Source organism: Methylobacterium sp. EM32 (genome assembly GCF_040593685.1).
GTDB lineage: Bacteria > Pseudomonadota > Alphaproteobacteria > Rhizobiales > Beijerinckiaceae > Methylobacterium.
This window is the reverse complement of sequence record NZ_JBEXZS010000173.1, coordinates 24,888-39,383: the sequence shown is the minus strand read 5'-3', so window position 1 is coordinate 39,383 and position 14,496 is coordinate 24,888. Positions and strand designations below refer to the sequence as shown.

General features: G+C 69.3%; 17 protein-coding genes. 2 read left to right on the top strand and 15 right to left on the bottom strand.

Translation table 11 applies throughout. From position 1 onward, the window contains the following. Nucleotides 1–32 precede the first annotated feature (32 nt). A complete protein-coding gene (locus ABZT49_RS22865; protein WP_407943552.1) occupies nucleotides 33–689 on the top strand; it encodes an arylesterase in 657 nt (218 codons plus the stop codon). Nucleotides 690–708: 19 nt separating this feature from the next. Continuing rightward, complete coding sequence (thpR, locus tag ABZT49_RS22860) at nucleotides 709–1,260, top strand: RNA 2',3'-cyclic phosphodiesterase (RefSeq protein WP_355289247.1); 552 nt, start codon at nucleotides 709–711, stop codon at nucleotides 1,258–1,260. Between the two features lie 200 nt (nucleotides 1,261–1,460). On the opposite strand, the gene ABZT49_RS22855 is transcribed toward thpR, so the two are convergent. From ABZT49_RS22855 to ABZT49_RS22785, 15 genes are all read right to left on the bottom strand, one after another. After that, the gene (locus ABZT49_RS22855) at nucleotides 1,461–2,678 is read right to left on the bottom strand and encodes an ABC transporter substrate-binding protein (RefSeq protein ID WP_355289245.1); all 1,218 of its coding nucleotides are present in this window, start codon (nucleotides 2,676–2,678) and stop codon (nucleotides 1,461–1,463) included. 67 nt (nucleotides 2,679–2,745) lie between these two features. Further along, on the bottom strand, nucleotides 2,746–3,783 hold the full coding sequence (gene coaA, locus ABZT49_RS22850; protein ID WP_407943551.1) for a type I pantothenate kinase: 1,038 nt from the start codon (nucleotides 3,781–3,783) through the stop codon (nucleotides 2,746–2,748). Continuing rightward, a complete protein-coding gene (locus tag ABZT49_RS22845) occupies nucleotides 3,780–4,103 on the bottom strand; it encodes a phosphoribosyl-ATP diphosphatase (RefSeq protein WP_355289243.1) in 324 nt (107 codons plus the stop codon). Before ABZT49_RS22845 ends, coaA begins: the two co-directional genes overlap by 4 nt. A 96-nt stretch (nucleotides 4,104–4,199) precedes the next feature. After that, nucleotides 4,200–4,982 (bottom strand): imidazole glycerol phosphate synthase subunit HisF, encoded by a 783-nt coding sequence (hisF, locus tag ABZT49_RS22840; RefSeq protein ID WP_355289242.1) that lies wholly within the window; start codon nucleotides 4,980–4,982, stop codon nucleotides 4,200–4,202. Nucleotides 4,983–4,992: 10 nt separating this feature from the next. Then, nucleotides 4,993–5,487 (bottom strand): DUF29 domain-containing protein, encoded by a 495-nt coding sequence (locus ABZT49_RS22835; RefSeq protein ID WP_355289240.1) that lies wholly within the window; start codon nucleotides 5,485–5,487, stop codon nucleotides 4,993–4,995. A gap of 13 nt (nucleotides 5,488–5,500) precedes the next feature. Then, nucleotides 5,501–5,989, bottom strand: coding sequence for a DUF29 domain-containing protein (locus ABZT49_RS22830; RefSeq protein WP_355289238.1), 489 nt, complete (start codon nucleotides 5,987–5,989; stop codon nucleotides 5,501–5,503). Between the two features lie 70 nt (nucleotides 5,990–6,059). Further along, on the bottom strand, nucleotides 6,060–6,809 hold the full coding sequence (gene hisA / locus ABZT49_RS22825) for a 1-(5-phosphoribosyl)-5-[(5-phosphoribosylamino)methylideneamino]imidazole-4-carboxamide isomerase (protein ID WP_355289236.1): 750 nt from the start codon (nucleotides 6,807–6,809) through the stop codon (nucleotides 6,060–6,062). Nucleotides 6,810–6,855: 46 nt separating this feature from the next. Next, complete coding sequence (gene hisH / locus ABZT49_RS22820) at nucleotides 6,856–7,515, bottom strand: imidazole glycerol phosphate synthase subunit HisH (RefSeq protein WP_355289234.1); 660 nt, start codon at nucleotides 7,513–7,515, stop codon at nucleotides 6,856–6,858. A 64-nt stretch (nucleotides 7,516–7,579) separates the two neighbouring features. After that, nucleotides 7,580–8,071: a DUF2628 domain-containing protein gene (locus ABZT49_RS22815; RefSeq protein WP_355289232.1), complete on the bottom strand. Its 492-nt coding sequence runs from the start codon at nucleotides 8,069–8,071 to the stop codon at nucleotides 7,580–7,582. Nucleotides 8,072–8,110: 39 nt separating this feature from the next. Continuing rightward, nucleotides 8,111–8,713 carry an imidazoleglycerol-phosphate dehydratase HisB gene (gene hisB, locus ABZT49_RS22810; protein WP_355289231.1) on the bottom strand — a complete coding sequence of 201 codons (603 nt, stop codon included), beginning with the start codon at nucleotides 8,711–8,713 and terminating at the stop codon, nucleotides 8,111–8,113. A 118-nt stretch (nucleotides 8,714–8,831) separates the two neighbouring features. Next, complete coding sequence (locus ABZT49_RS22805) at nucleotides 8,832–9,710, bottom strand: S-methyl-5'-thioadenosine phosphorylase (RefSeq protein ID WP_355289229.1); 879 nt, start codon at nucleotides 9,708–9,710, stop codon at nucleotides 8,832–8,834. A 62-nt stretch (nucleotides 9,711–9,772) separates the two neighbouring features. After that, nucleotides 9,773–10,684 (bottom strand): cytochrome c1, encoded by a 912-nt coding sequence (locus ABZT49_RS22800; RefSeq protein WP_355289227.1) that lies wholly within the window; start codon nucleotides 10,682–10,684, stop codon nucleotides 9,773–9,775. 90 nt (nucleotides 10,685–10,774) lie between these two features. Then, nucleotides 10,775–12,061, bottom strand: coding sequence for a cytochrome b N-terminal domain-containing protein (locus tag ABZT49_RS22795; RefSeq protein WP_355289225.1), 1,287 nt, complete (start codon nucleotides 12,059–12,061; stop codon nucleotides 10,775–10,777). 40 nt (nucleotides 12,062–12,101) lie between these two features. After that, complete coding sequence (petA, locus tag ABZT49_RS22790) at nucleotides 12,102–12,665, bottom strand: ubiquinol-cytochrome c reductase iron-sulfur subunit (RefSeq protein ID WP_355289223.1); 564 nt, start codon at nucleotides 12,663–12,665, stop codon at nucleotides 12,102–12,104. Between the two features lie 317 nt (nucleotides 12,666–12,982). Then, nucleotides 12,983–14,287: an MFS transporter gene (locus ABZT49_RS22785; protein ID WP_355289221.1), complete on the bottom strand. Its 1,305-nt coding sequence runs from the start codon at nucleotides 14,285–14,287 to the stop codon at nucleotides 12,983–12,985. Nucleotides 14,288–14,496: the final 209 nt, after the last annotated feature.

Below are 14,496 nucleotides of genomic sequence, written 5' to 3'. Positions count from 1 at the left end.
CGGCCCGCCGGCCCGATATGGGCCGCGCATCGATGCTTCGCCATGATAGCCGCCGCGCGGCGCTCGCATTTCTCATCGTTTCGCTGGTGATGACGCTCGTGACGCCGCTCCGCGCCGAACCGCGCCCCTTGAATCTCGTCGCCCTCGGCGACAGCCTCACGGCGGGTTACGGCCTGCCGGCGGATGCCGCCTTCCCGGTCCAGCTCGAAGCGGCGCTCAAGGCGAAGGGCCACGCCGTGACGGTCGCCAATGCGGGCGTCTCCGGCGACACCGCGACCGGCGGGCTCGACCGGGTCGAGTGGTCGGTGCCGGACGGGACCGACGGGGTGATCCTGGAACTCGGGGCCAACGACATGCTGCGCGGCACCGACCCGGCGGTGACCGAGCAGGCCCTCGACGCGATCATCGCGAAGCTGAAGGCCCGCGGCATCCCGGTCCTGCTCGCCGGCATGCGGGCGGCGCCGAATCTCGGGCCCGATTACGGCAAGCGCTTCGACGCGATCTTTCCGCGGCTGGCCGACCGCTACGGCCTGATCCTCTACCCGTTCTTCCTCGACGGCATCGCCGGCGACCGCGCCCTCAACCTCGCCGACGGCCTGCACCCGACGCGGGCCGGCGTGGCGCGGGTCGTCGCCGGCATCCTGCCGAGCGTCGAGGAATTTTTGACGCGCCTGCGCAAGGGCGCCTGAGACGAGGGCCCGATCCGCCATGCCGCGCCTGTTCACCGGAATCGAGGTCCCGCCCGAGACCGGCCTGCACCTGAGTGCCTTCCGGGGCGGCCTGCCGGGCGCCCGCTGGGTCGAACCCGCCGATTACCACGTGACCCTGCGCTTCATCGGCGACGTCGATGGCGGGCTTGGCCAGGAGATCACCGAGGCGCTGGCCGAGGTCCGTCCCCGTCCTCCCCTGACCCTCGTCCTCGACGAACTGGCGGTGTTCGGCGGCGAGAAGCCGCACGCGCTCTTCGCCCGCGTCGTACCGGATGACGGCCTCGCCGACTTGCAGGCCGAGCACGAGCGCATCCTGCGCCAGCTCGGCGTCGCCCCCGACACGCGGCGCTTCACGCCGCACGTCACGCTGGCCCGGCTCAAGCGCGGCGCCGGCCCGGACGGGGTGGCGCAGTACCTGGCGATGCAGCCTGTCTTTCCGCGACCGTCGTTCACGGCGCATCGGGTCGCCCTGTACTCGGCGCGCGACTCGGTCGGCGGCGGACCCTACGTGGTCGAGGCGGCCTATCCGCTGGCGGGGGACGAGGCGTGAGGGCCGCCGGTCCCTCCGGTCAGAAGCAGATCCCAAGGACGCAGGCCCCATGAGGCAAGCCCCCCTAAACGGGTGATGGTGGTACAATCAAACTGGTATAGGATCGAGGTACTGCCCCTCGACGGGCACGCGCCCACGCCGGTCACCTCCACCTTCGAACTTGGCGTGGGCGCGTTCTTATTCAGCGGGGCAGTGCCGCGTCACCCCGCCTTGCCGACATACGGACAGTTGCCCGCCTCGATCGGCCGGAACGCCCGGTCGCCGGGGATCGTCGCGATCGGCTTGAGCAAATCCCACTCGCCCTTCGATTCGGCCGGCGCCTTCACCTGCATCAGGTACATGTCGTGGACCATGCGGCCGTCCTCGCGCACGCGGCCGTTCTTGGCGTAGAAGTCGTTGACCGGCGTCTCGCGCATCTTGGCGACGACCGCTTTCGCCGCGTCGGTTCCGGCCGCCTGCACCGCCTTCAGGTAGTTCGCGATGCTGGAATAGACCCCGGCCTGGAACTGCGTCGGCATGCGGCCGTGGCGCTTGAGGAAGCGCTGCGCGAAGGCCCGAGTCTCGTCGTCGCGGTCCCAGTAGAAGCTGGTGGTGAGCAGCATCCCTTGCGCCGTCTCGAGGCCGATCGCCCGCAGGTCGACCACGTCGATCAGGAGGCCGACGAGCTTCTGGCCCTGCTGCTGGATGCCGAACTCGCCCGCCTGCTTCGCCGCCGTCGCGGTATCGCCGACCGGATCGGCGAGCGCGATCACCTTGGCGCCCGAGGCCTGGGCCTGGAGCAAGGCCGAGGAGAAATCCGCCATCCCCATCGGGTGGCGCACCGAGCCGATCACCGTGCCGCCGGCGCGCTTGACCGCCTGGCTGGTGTCGCGCTCCAGCGCGTGGCCGAAGGCGTAATCGGCGGTGACGAAGTACCAAGAGCTGGCGCCCTGCGACACCAGCGGGCCGGCGGTGCCGTTGGCCAGCGAATAGGTGTCGTAGGTCCAGTGGATCGCGTTCGGCGAGCAGGCCGGGCCGGACAGGTCGGACGAGCCGGCCGATGAGTTGAGGAACAGCCGGTCGCGCTCGCGGGTGAGAGTCTGCACGGCGAGCGCGACCGACGAGGTCGGCACATCGGCGACGACGTCGACCTGCTGCAATTCGAGCCACTGGCGGACGATGTTCGAGCCGACATCCGGCTTGTTCTGGTGGTCGGCGGAGACGACCTCGATGCGCTTGCCCAGCACCGTGCCGCCGAAATCCTCCACCGCCATCCGGGCGGCGGCGACCGAGCCGGGGCCGGTGCTGTCGGCCTGGGCCGCGCTCATGTCCGACAGGACGCCGATCTTGACCACGTCGTCGGAGACCTGCGCCTGCGCCGCACTCGCGCTCAAGGCCGCGGCCAGCGCCAGGCCGGCGCGCCGAAGGGCTCGTCTCATGGTGTCTCCTCCCGGTTTTTCCGCATGCTGGCGGGGGGTGTCGGGAAGGTCAACCGCGGAACGAGCCCTACAACCTCCGCAACGCGACGCTCTCGATGCGGTGGCTCGCGCCCTTGGCGAGGATCAGGCTGGCGCGCTGGCGCGTCGGCACGATGTTGTCGCGCAGGTTCAGGAGGTTGATGCGGTTCCACAGCCCGTCGGCGGTGTTCAGCGCCTCGTCCTCGGAGATCTCCGCGTATTTGCGGAAATACGAGAGCGGATCGCGGAAGGCGGTGTTGCGTAGACGCAGGAAGCGGTTGACGTACCAGCGGTGCAGGTCGTCCTCGTGCGCGTCGAGATAGACCGAGAAGTCGAAGAAGTCCGACACGAACGGGATCGCCGTGCCGTCCCGCGGCAGGCGGGCGGGCTGGAGCACGTTCAGCCCCTCGACGATCAGGATGTCGGGCCGGTCGACCACCGTGGTCTCCCCCGGCACCACGTCGTAGACGAGGTGGGAGTAGAGCGGCGCCGCGACGTGGCGCTTGCCGGCCTTGATGTCGGCGAGGAAGCGCAGCAGCGTCGGCGTGTCGTAGCTCTCGGGAAACCCCTTGCGCTCCATCAGGCCGAGGCGGTTCAGCTCGGCATTCGGGAACAGGAACCCGTCGGTGGTGACGAGGTCGACCTTCGGGGTGTTGGGCCAGCGGGCCAGCAGCGCCTTGAGCACCCGGGCGGTGGTCGACTTGCCGACCGCCACCGAGCCGGCGACCCCGATGATGTAGGGCACCTTCACCTCGCGCTCGGCGAGGAGGAAGCGCTGGGTCGCCTTGAACAGCCCCTGCGTCGCCGCGACGTAGAGCGAGAGCAGCCGCGACAGCGGCAGGTAGATCGCGATGACCTCCTCGAGCGAGATCGGGTCGTTCAGCGATTGCAGCCGCATCACGTCCTCGGCCGTGAGGGTGAGCGGCGTGTCGGCGCGTAGATGCGCCCATTCCTCGCGGGAGAAGACCCGGTAGGGCGAGAGGTGGTCGGTCGCCTCGTCGAGGCTCGCCGCCAGCTGCGCCGCGCCGAGGGTCGGCGCCAGGACGGCGCCGTTCACGCCCGGCTCGGTCATGGGGGCGTCGGTCATGCGGGCCTCCTCGACGCCTTCTCGGCGATGCCGCTCTGGGCCGTGCGCCGCTCCAGCTCGGCCATCACCGCCTCCAGCGGAACATCGGCAGCCCTGAGCACCACCAGCAGGTGGTAGAGCACGTCGGCGGCCTCCGCCGTCAGCCCGTCGCGGTCGCCCTGCACGGCGGCGATCGCGGCCTCGACCGCCTCCTCGCCGAGCTTCTTCGCCGGCCGCGCCGGCCCGCCGGCGACGAGCTTGGCGGTGTAGGATTCCTCCGGCGCGGCGGCGGCGCGCTCGCGGACGATGCGGTCGAGGTCGGCGAGGGTGAAGGTGGTCATGCGGCCGCCGTTGGTGATGAGGGTGAACCCTGGGGCCGGCCGTGCCGGGCGGTCAAGCGGCTGATCCCACCATTTCCCGCGGTGATTGCCGAAAGGTCAGGGCGTCAGGTCGAGCCGCATCGCCAGGCCCGCCGCCGCCATGTGGGCCTTGGCCTCCCCGACGGTGTGCTGGCCGAAATGGAAGATCGACGCGGCCAGCACCGCGCTCGCGCCGCCGTCGCGCACCCCGGCGACGAGATCGTCGAGACCGCCGACGCCGCCCGAGGCGATCACCGGCACGTTGACCGCGTCGCTGATCGCCCGGGTCAGGCCGATATCGTAGCCCGAGCGCATGCCGTCGCGGTCCATCGAGGTGACCAGCAGCTCGCCGGCCCCCTTCGCCGCCACGAGGCGAGCGAACTCGATCGCATCGATCCCGGTGGGCTTCCGCCCGCCATGGGTGAAGATCTCCCAGCGGGGCGGCTCGCCCTCGCCCGACACCCGCTTGGCATCGATCGCCACGACGATGCACTGCGCGCCGAATTTTTCCGCCGCCCGCGCCACCAGATCCGGGTCGTTCACCGCCGCGGTGTTGATCGAGACCTTGTCGGCCCCGGCGAGCAGGAGCGTGCGGATATCCTCGACCTTGCGCACCCCGCCGCCGACGGTGAGGGGCATGAAGCAGGCCTCCGCCGTGCGGCTCACCGCGTCGAGCAGGATGCCCCGGTCCTCGTGGCTCGCCGTGATGTCGAGGAAGCAGAGCTCGTCGGCCCCGGCGCGGTCATAGGCTTTGGCGGCCTCGACCGGATCGCCGGCGTCGCGCAATTCGAGGAACTGCACGCCCTTGACGACGCGGCCGTCCTTGACGTCGAGGCAGGGGATGATGCGGGTCTTGAGCACGGGCGCCGTTTCAGGTTGTCGGGTCGATCGGGAAATCGCGGGTGAGCAGGTCGTCGCGGGTGTAGGGGCAGGTCTCGCGGAACGTCCGCAGCGGTAGGCCGGTCTCCCGCGCAGCATCGACCCGCGCGCCGCGGTAGGCGCGGGCCATCGCTTCGTCGAGCCGGCTTTTGAGGCTCGGGCTGTCGGCGAGAATATCGGCCGCCTCGTCGCGCTGGTCGCGGATCGACAGTGCCCAGCTTCGCGTGCGTCGCTCGGGCTGGTGGTCGAACTTCAGCATGTCCAGCAATACGACCCGCCAGGCACTGACGAGGCTCCTCAGTTCAGAGCGGCCCAAGCTCTCGATCTCCTCGGCCAGGTTCTCACGGTCCAGAACCGAGAGGTCGCCGGCGCGCAGAGCAGCGGCCTGTTCCATCGCCCAGCCGTAGATGTCGTCGGCATAGGCCCTCGCCGGGTGCAAGCTCGATTGCGTCGGCTCAGCCTTGGATTTACGGGTCGCTGCTGTCACGCTGTCACACGCCTCACTCGCAATGGAAGGGACGCGACATTGCGTCTTCGCGCGTAAAAGGACAGTCGACAGGAAATGTCTTCGGAGAGAGGCCTGTCTCACGGATCGCGTCGTGCCGTGCCTGCAGGTAGGCGCGCTCGAACGCCTCGTTGAGGCGCGACTTCAGGCTCGGATTATCAGCGATCGTCAGGCTCACGTGCTTACGATGTGTTGAGATTGAGATGGCCCAGCTGGCGCAGCGATGGCTTGGCTGATGCACCCACTTCAACATATGGAGCTGAACCAGAGCGTAGAAGCTGACGAGTCGATTGAACTCCGAGCGGCCCAAACTCTCGATCTCCTCGGCCAGGTTCTCACGGTCAAGAACCGAAAGATCGCCAGCGCGCAGAGCCGCGGCCTGCTCCATCGCCCAGCCGTAGATGTCGTCGGCATAGGCCGTCATGGTCGGCTGGGGAGCCGGCCGTGCGGGAGCGGGCTTGGATTTCCGGGTCTCGGCCGTCATGGCGTCACATGCCTTTCGGAGAGCCGCCGCGATCCTATCACGCGGCGAGCCTGTCCGTCTCAGCCGGCGGCTAGTTCCTGCCCTCTGCGCTCTTCGCCCGCGCGATGGCCGCCAGCGCCTCTTTGGGGTCGATCCGGCCGTCGTAGAGGGCCCGTCCCGTGATGGCGCCGGCCAGCCCCGCGCAATCCGGCTCCAGGATGCGGTGCACGTCCTCGATCGAGGCGAGGCCGCCCGAGGCGATCACCGGGATCTTCACCGCCTGGGCGAGGCCCAGCGTCATCGGGATGTTGAGCCCCTTGAGGATGCCGTCGCGGGCGATGTCGGTGTAGATGATCGCGGCGACGCCGGCATCCTCGAAGCGGCGGCCGAGCTCCTCCGCCGTCACCGTCGAGGTCTTGGCCCAGCCCTCGACCGCGACTTTGCCGTCCTTCGCGTCGATGCCAACGGCGATCTTGCCGGGGAAGCGGCGCGCCGCCTCGCGCACGAAGGTCGGGTCCTTCACGGCGGCGGTGCCGATGATGACCCGGCTGACGCCCTTGGCGAGCCAGCCCTCGACGGTGCGCATCTCGCGGATGCCGCCGCCGAGCTGCACCGGGATCGTCACGGCGGCGAGGATCGCGTCGACCGCCGCGGCGTTCATCGGCGCGCCCGCGAAGGCGCCGTCGAGATCGACTACGTGGAGCCAGGAGAACCCCTGCTCCTGGAACGTCCCGGCTTGCGCCGCCGGGTCGTCGCTGAACACGATGGCCTGCGCCATGTCGCCCTGCACGAGGCGGACGCAGCGCCCTTCCTTGAGATCGATGGCCGGAAACAGGATCACGCGTCGTCACCGCAAGGCTGGAGTTCGGGGAGATGGCGGCGGGCCGTCAGGGCCGCCAGCGCAGGAAGTTGCCGATCAGCCGAAGCCCGAGGGTCTGGCTCTTCTCGGGGTGGAACTGGGTGCCCGCGACGGTGCCGCGGGCGACCATGGCGGTGACCGCGCCGCCGTAATCGGCGGTCGCCACCACGTCGCCGGGCTCGGCCGCCGCGAGGGCGTAGCTGTGCACGAAATAGGCGTGCAGCCCGTCCGCCCCGGTCGGGATGCCGTCGAGCAGGGGGTGGGCCAAGCGCTCCTGGAGCGTGTTCCAGCCCATATGCGGCACCTTCAGGCCCGGATCCGCAGGCCGGATCGGGGCGACGTCGCCCGGGATCCAGCCGAGGCCGGGGGTGATCTCGTATTCGAGGCCGCGGCTCGCCAGCAGCTGCATGCCGACGCAGATGCCGAGGAAGGGCCGGCCGCGGGCATGCGCCGCCTCGGTCATCGCCTCGACCATGCCGGAGACCGCGTCGAGACCGCGCCGGCAATCGGCATAGGCGCCGACGCCCGGCAGTACGACCCGGTCGGCCCCGGCGACGGTCTCGGGATCGGAGGTGACGAGGATGCGGGCACCGGTTCCGGTCTCGCGGGCGGCGCGCTCGAAGGCCTTGGCGGCCGAGTGCAGGTTGCCCGAGCCGTAATCGATGATGGCGACGGTATCCGCGCTCAACGGAGATCCTCCCGGGTCGCGGGGATTCGAATTAATGGGGCGGTCGTCTGGGTGGTTGCGGCGCTCACCGGGGGCCTTGCGCCTCCGGGAACAGACCGAGGGCCGGGCTCTCTGCGCGGGTATTCGCCGGGGTTGCGGGCCGGGGAGCGGTGGTCCCCAGGCGGGCGCCCTCCTCCCGCAGCCAGCGGGCGACGACCTTCACCTCGGCCTCCTTGGTGTCCGAGGCCGTCACCGCGTCGCGGATCGGGCGGCCGGTGCGGGCATAGGTCCAGCGCCGCAGCGACGAGGCCTCGAGCCCGATAAGCCAGGACAGGAGCAGCGCGATCGCGAAGCCCGCCACCGGATGCAACCCCAGGACGAGGCCGGCAAGCCAGACCACGACCTCGGCAGCCAGTACGGCGAGGCCGGCGAGCCAGAGTCGGTGCCAGAAGAACCACAAAGCCGAGAACCAGAAGGCCGGCCAGACGAAGGCGTCCGGCACCAGCTTGGCACGGTCGAGCGCCTCCGGCTCGCCGGGATCGACCTCGTCGGGGACGTGCAGGGTGTAGGTGGTCATCCGGTTCCCCCCGGGATCCGTCGTTGCGGCGATACAGCTCTAGAGCGAGCCTTTGGTCGATGGCACCCGGCCGCCCTCGCGGGGATCGACCTCGACCGCGTGCCGCAAGGCACGTGCCAGCCCCTTGTAGCAGCTCTCGGCGATGTGGTGCTGGTTGTCGCCGTACAGCGTCTCGACGTGCAGCGTGATCCCGGCATTCATCGCGAAGGCCTGGAACCACTCGCGCACCAGCTCGGTGTCGAAGGCGCCGATCTTCTCGCGGGCGAATGCGGTGCGGAACACCAGGAACGGCCGGCCGGAGATGTCGACGGCGACCCGGGTCAGTGCCTCGTCCATGGGCAGGTGCAGGTCGGCGTAGCGGCGGATGCCGCGCTTGTCGCCCAGCGCCTGGGCGAAGGCTTGGCCGAGCGCGATGCCGCAATCCTCGGTGGTATGGTGCTGGTCGACATGGAGGTCGCCCGTCACCTTGATCTCGAGGTCGAACAGGGCGTGGCGGGCGAGCAGCTCCAGCATGTGGTCGAGGAAGCCGACCCCCGTCGCGATGCTGGCCCGGCCGGTGCCGTCGAGGGTGAGCGCGACGCTGACGTCGGTCTCGGCGGTGCGCCGGTCGACGCGGCCGGAGCGGAGGGAGGAATCGGTCATCGCCAGAACTGGTTGCCAACGGAAACGGGCTGCCTTGTTAAAAGGCAGCCCGCGGAAACGCCAGGGGGGTTGCGGGCTTTACACCCTCAACCCGATCGCCCCATGGAGCGGCGGGGCGTCAGACGTCCGCCATCACCCGCGCGCAGACCGCATCGAGCTTGGCCATCAGCGCCGGGTCGCGGTGGGTCGGCGCGGTCATGATCGCGCCGTCGAGGGCACGGTCGGAGCCCGCCGGGCAGGGCTCGCGCTCGGCCGGGAAATCGCGGGCGAGACGGCTCACCAGGCGCGCGGCCTTCGAGGCGTTGGCGCGGGCCACCGCCACCACGGAGGCGACGTCGACGGCGCCGTGCTCCGGGTGCCAGCAATCGAAGTCCGTCACCATCGCGATCGTCGCGTAGGTGATCTCGGCCTCGCGGGCGAGCTTGGCCTCCGGCATGTTGGTCATGCCGATCACGTCGTAGCCCTGCGCCTTGTAATTGAGCGACTCGGCGTAGGACGAGAATTGCGGCCCCTCCATGCAGACATAGGTGCCGCCCTTCCGGACCGCGATCTCCTCGGCCTCGGCCGCCGCCAGGATGCGGGCCTGGAGCCCCGGTCCGACCGGATGGGCCATCGAGACGTGGGCGACGCAGCCATTGCCGAAGAACGACGAGGTGCGGCCGACCGTCCGGTCGACGAACTGGTCGACGAGCACGAACAGGCCCGGATAGAGCTCCTGCCGGAACGAGCCGCAGGCCGAGAGCGCCACGATGTCAGTGACGCCGGCGCGCTTGAGCACGTCGATATTGGCCCGGTAGTCGATGCCCGACGGCGAGAGCCGGTGGCCGCGGCCGTGGCGGGCCAGGAACACCACCTCGGTCTCGCCGATCCGGCCGATGCGGAGCGAGTCCGACGGCTCGCCCCAGGGCGAGGCGATCCGCTCCTCGCGCACGCCCTCCAGCCCGGGCAGGTCGTAGACGCCCGACCCGCCGATCACTCCGAGCACGGCCTTGACCATGGAGTTCTCCTCTAACGAAAGAGGCCCCTTGCGGGGCCTCGGGTAGGTTTCGGATGCTGGCGTCAGCTGGTCTTGTGCAGCTCGGGCTGCAGCCCGTGCGTCTCGCCGCCGACGTCGGACCAGATCTTCTTCTTCACGTAGTAGAGCAGGCCGGCCAGGACGAGCAGGAACAGCATCGCCCGCAGGCCCAGCGACTTGCGCGCCACGAGGTGCGGCTCCGCCGTCCACATCAGGAAGGCGGTGACGTCGCGCGAGTACTGGTCGATCGTCTCCGGCACGACCGGCTGGCCGTTCGCACCCTTGGCGTAGGTCACCTGACCGTCGCTGAGGGGCTTGGGCATCGCGATGACGTTGCCCGGATAGAACTCGTTGTAGTGGCCGCCCTCAGGCACGGTCACACCCTTCGGCGGCTCTTCCTTGTAGCCGTTGAGAAGGGCGTGGATGTAGTCCGGACCCTGCTCGGTATAGCCGATGAAGGGCAGCCAATCGGTGATGAACCACAGGCCGCCGCGGGCGAAGGTGCGGGCCTTGGCCATCAGCGACAGGTCCGGCGGCGCCTTGCCGCCATTGGCGGCGGCCGCGGCCTGATCGTTCGGGAACGGCGACGGGAACTTGTCGGCCGGCCGGCCGGGCCGCTCGAACATGTCGCCGGAATCGTTCGGGCCGTCCTTGACCTTGTACTCGGCCGCCAGCGCCTTGACCTGGGCGGCGGAGAAGTCGGGCCCGCCCTCCTCTTCCAGGTTGCGGAAGCGGACGTAGTGCAGGCTGTGGCAGTTCGAGCAGACCTCGCGGTAGACCTGGAAGCCGCGCTGCAGCTGCGCCTGGTCGAAGGTGCCGAACATTCCCGAGAAGGTCCACTTCTCGCGGTGGGGCAGCGGCCCGTGGTCCTCGGCCGAGGCGGCGCCGGCCGACAGGAAGGCGGCGACAGCGGCAGCCAAAAGAGCGCGTGTCCCGAGAGCGCGTGTTCTGATCATTCCCCTCGATGCCCCTTGCGGCGTCGTTAGTGCTTTATCGCGATGTGGTGCGGGCGGATGCGTGGAGCACCCGCCCGCCCGAGGCATGAATCAGCCCTTGGTCGAGGGCGCGGCGGCGGCGCCGGCCGGCATGCCGGAGGAGCCGACCTGCTTGCCCGGACCGGTGACGCTCTCGAGGATCGAGCCCGGCAGGGGCTTCGGCGTCTCGAACAGGCCGACCAGCGGCATCACGATCAGGAAGTGGGCGAAGTAGTAGAAGGTGGCGATGCGCGAGGCGAGCACGTAGCCGCCCTCCGGGGGCTTCGAGCCGAGCCAGCCGAGCAGGAAGCAGCAGAAGATGAAGACCCAGAAGAACTGGCGGTAGATCGGCCGGTAGTTGGCCGAGCGGACCCGGGAGGTGTCGAGCCACGGCGCCAGCGCCAGGATGATCACCGCGCCGAACATCAGGATCACGCCGCCGAGCTTGTCCGGCACCGCACGCAGGATGGCGTAGAAGGGCAGGAAGTACCACTCGGGCACGATGTGCGCCGGCGTCACGGCGGGGTTCGCCGGGATGTAATTGTCGGCGTGGCCGAGGTAGTTCGGCTGCAGGAAGATCCAGTAGGCGAAGAAGACGAAGAACACCACCACCGCGAACACGTCCTTGATGGTCGCGTAGGGAGTGAAGGGCACGGCGTCCTTGCCCGACTTGATCGGGATGCCGGTCGGATTGTTTTGGCCGGTGACGTGCAGCGCCCAGACGTGCAGGACGACGACGCCGGCGATCATGAACGGCAGGAGGTAGTGAAGCGAGAAGAAGCGGTTGATGGTCGGGTTGCCGACCGAGTAGCCGCCCCAGAGCAGGCTCTGGATCGTGTCGCCGACGATCGGGATCGCCGCCAGGATGTTGGTGATGACGGTGGCGCCCCAGAACGACATCTGGCCCCACGGCAGGGTGTAGCCGAGGAACGCGGTCGCCATCATCAGGAGATAGATGATCACGCCGAGGATGTAGAGCACCTCGCGCGGGGCCTTGTACGACCCGTAATAAAGGTTGCGGAACATGTGCACGTAGACCGCGATGAAGAACATCGAGGCGCCGTTGGCGTGCATGTAGCGCAGGAGCCAGCCGTAGTTCACGTCGCGCATGATGTGCTCGACGGAGTTGAACGCCTCGGTGGCCGAGGGCTGGTAGTGCATCGCCAGCCAGACGCCGGTGATGATCTGCGAGCCCAGCATCGCCATCAGGATGGCGCCGAACGTCCAGAAGTAGTTCAGGTTGCGCGGCACCGGGAAGGCGATGAACGAGGAATGGACCAGGCCTGCGATCGGCAGCCGGGCCTCGAACCACTTCGCGAAGCGGCTCTTGGGAACGTAGGTTGTGGCGTGTGCGCTCATGGGGCAGCCCGCGTCTGGCGTTGCTTCACGATCGGCGTAATCAGGCGGTGGCGCCTTCGCCGATGCGGACCTTGGTGTCGCCCTGGAAGGCGTAGGGCGGAATCGGCAGGTTGATCGGGGCAGGACCCCGGGTCACGCGGCCCACCGCGTCGAATTGCGAGCCGTGGCAGGGGCAGCCCCAGCCCTCGTGGCCGCCGGCATTGGCGATCGGCACGCAGCCGAGATGGGTGCAGTTGCCGTAGGCCACGAGCCAGCGCTCGTGGCCGTCCTTGACGCGGCCGAGGAACGGCGCCGGGTCGATCATGCCCGCCGGGGCGACCGCCTTCATGTCGGCGACCTCCTTCTCGGTGAGGTGGCGCACGAAGATCAGCTTGCCGCGCCAGAACACATTGACGATCTGGCCGTCGGCGATCGGCGTGAGGTCGACGTCGATGGGAGCGCCGGCCGCGATCGTCTCGGCATCGGGGGCCATCGAGGCGACGAAGGGCCAGGCCAGGGCCGCGGCCCCGACCACGGCGCCCGCACCGGTGGCGAGGAACAGGAAGTCCCGGCGGGTCGTCCCGTGGGGATGCGCGGCGTCGGATGGGGCGACGGTGGTGGCCAAGTTCCGGCTCTCCCGAAAATCGTTGACGGCGGGCCGCCGCATGCGCGGCGCCCAGATCTTCTTCTTCACAGGGCGTCGAGGCCCGCGGGAAGGGTCGGCGGGGTTTGTCGTCCCCGATCCTGCCGGACCGAAGCACCTCCCCACGCGTGGCGGCAATGCGACCGGGCGTCGCCGCGCGGCTAGCTCTGTTGCACGGTCAAGCCTCGGAATAAAGGGCGAAAAGGCGCCCCGATCCGGAGGAATTCCAGATTTCCCGGGAGTGTGCTGCGATGCACCCGGACGGTCCCGCAGGGCCGCCCGGATGCGTGGCGGAGGACCTACTCGGCGGGGGCGCCGACGCGGCCGGGGCCCGCGGCTGCGCTGCTATGGCTCAGTCGCAGCACGGTGATCATGCCGACGATGCCCGCGCAGGCGATCAGCAGGAGGCCGCCGGTGAAGCTGCCGGTCCAGTCCTTGATGGCGCCGACGGCGTAGGGGGCGACGAAGCCCGACAGGTTGCCGATCGAGTTCACCACCGCGATCGCGCCGGCGGCGGCCGCGCCCGAGAGGGTCTCGGTCGGCAGCGTCCAGGTGATCGGGAGCGCCCCGAAGATGCCGAGGGCCGCGCCGGAGAACAGGATCACCTTGATGATCGGATCGCCCACGAGGGCCGCCCCGATGGTGCAGACCGACGCGCAGGCGAGCGCCGCGGCGAGGTGGTAGCGGCGCTCCTTCCTGGCGTCCGAGCGCCGGCCCCACCACAGCATGCCCACCGTCCCGACGGCGTAGGGAATGATCATCACGAAGCCGGTCTGGGCGTTGGTGAGCCCGAAGGCCTTGAAGATCTGCGGCAGGAAGAAGCCGAAGGCGTAGAGCAGCGCGACCGCACCGAAATACACCACCGCGATGGCGAGCACCCGCGGGTTGAGGATCTCCTGGGTCAGCGGCACATGCCCCTGGCGCGGGTTGCGGGCGGCCTCCGCGGCGAGCGTCCGCTCCAGCCACTCGCGCTCGTCCGCGGCGAGCCACTTCGCGTCGGCCGGGCGGTCGGTGAGGTAGAAGTAGGTCATCACCGAGAGCACGATCGCCGGCAACGCCTCGATCACGTAGAGCCATTGCCAGCCCTTGAAGCCGAGCAGGCCGTCGAGCTCGAGCAGCAGGCCGGAGATCGGCGAGCCGATGACGCTCGAGAGGGGGATCGCCACCATGAACAGCGAGACGATGCGGGCGCGATAGGCCGCCGGGAACCACAGCGTCAGGTAGAAGATGATGCCCGGGAAGAAGCCGGCCTCGGCCGCGCCGAGGAGCAGGCGCATGATGTAGAAGCTGGTCTCGCCGCCGATGAAGGCCATGCCGCCGGAGATCACGCCCCAGCTCAGCATGATGCGGGCGATCCAGCGCCGCGCGCCGAACTTTTCCAGTGCCAGGTTCGAGGGTACCTCGAAGATGAAGTAGGTGATGAAGAACAGCCCGGCGCCGAGGCCGTAGGCGGTGGCCGAGATGCCGAGATCCCGGTTCATCGTCAGCGAGGCGAACCCGACATTGACGCGGTCGAGATAGGCGATGAAGTAGCAGACGATCAGGAACGGGATCAGGCGCCAGCTGACGCGCTTGATCGTACGGGCTTCGATATCGGTCGTCACGGATGTGTCCTCCCGGCCGGTCGTTGTTCAGGGATCCGGTGCGGCCGGGTTGCGATGGCCCGGCTCTGGCGCCCGGGATGACCGGATTGGTGCCCGTTGGCAAGGAGTGACGATCTGCGGAGGCCCGCGGACTTGTGGGACCGGCCTCTTCTGGTCTAGTGCTCCCCTCCCCCACCGGTGATGCACCGCAGCGAGGCCGCGTCGCGGCC

Coding starts and splice junctions, on each gene's coding strand:
- ABZT49_RS22805 (WP_355289229.1), bottom strand. CDS start 9,710: ATGGTCAAGGCCGTGCTCGGAGTGATCGGCGGGTCGGGCGTCTACGAC.
- ABZT49_RS22815 (WP_355289232.1), bottom strand. CDS start 8,071: ATGACCACCTACACCCTGCACGTCCCCGACGAGGTCGATCCCGGCGAG.
- ABZT49_RS22830 (WP_355289238.1), bottom strand. CDS start 5,989: ATGACGGCCGAGACCCGGAAATCCAAGCCCGCTCCCGCACGGCCGGCT.
- ABZT49_RS22855 (WP_355289245.1), bottom strand. CDS start 2,678: ATGAGACGAGCCCTTCGGCGCGCCGGCCTGGCGCTGGCCGCGGCCTTG.
- ABZT49_RS22795 (WP_355289225.1), bottom strand. CDS start 12,061: ATGAGCGCACACGCCACAACCTACGTTCCCAAGAGCCGCTTCGCGAAG.
- thpR (WP_355289247.1), top strand. CDS start 709: ATGCCGCGCCTGTTCACCGGAATCGAGGTCCCGCCCGAGACCGGCCTG.
- ABZT49_RS22865 (WP_407943552.1), top strand. CDS start 33: ATGCTTCGCCATGATAGCCGCCGCGCGGCGCTCGCATTTCTCATCGTT.
- ABZT49_RS22800 (WP_355289227.1), bottom strand. CDS start 10,684: ATGATCAGAACACGCGCTCTCGGGACACGCGCTCTTTTGGCTGCCGCT.
- hisB (WP_355289231.1), bottom strand. CDS start 8,713: ATGACCGATTCCTCCCTCCGCTCCGGCCGCGTCGACCGGCGCACCGCC.
- coaA (WP_407943551.1), bottom strand. CDS start 3,783: ATGACCGACGCCCCCATGACCGAGCCGGGCGTGAACGGCGCCGTCCTG.
- ABZT49_RS22845 (WP_355289243.1), bottom strand. CDS start 4,103: ATGACCACCTTCACCCTCGCCGACCTCGACCGCATCGTCCGCGAGCGC.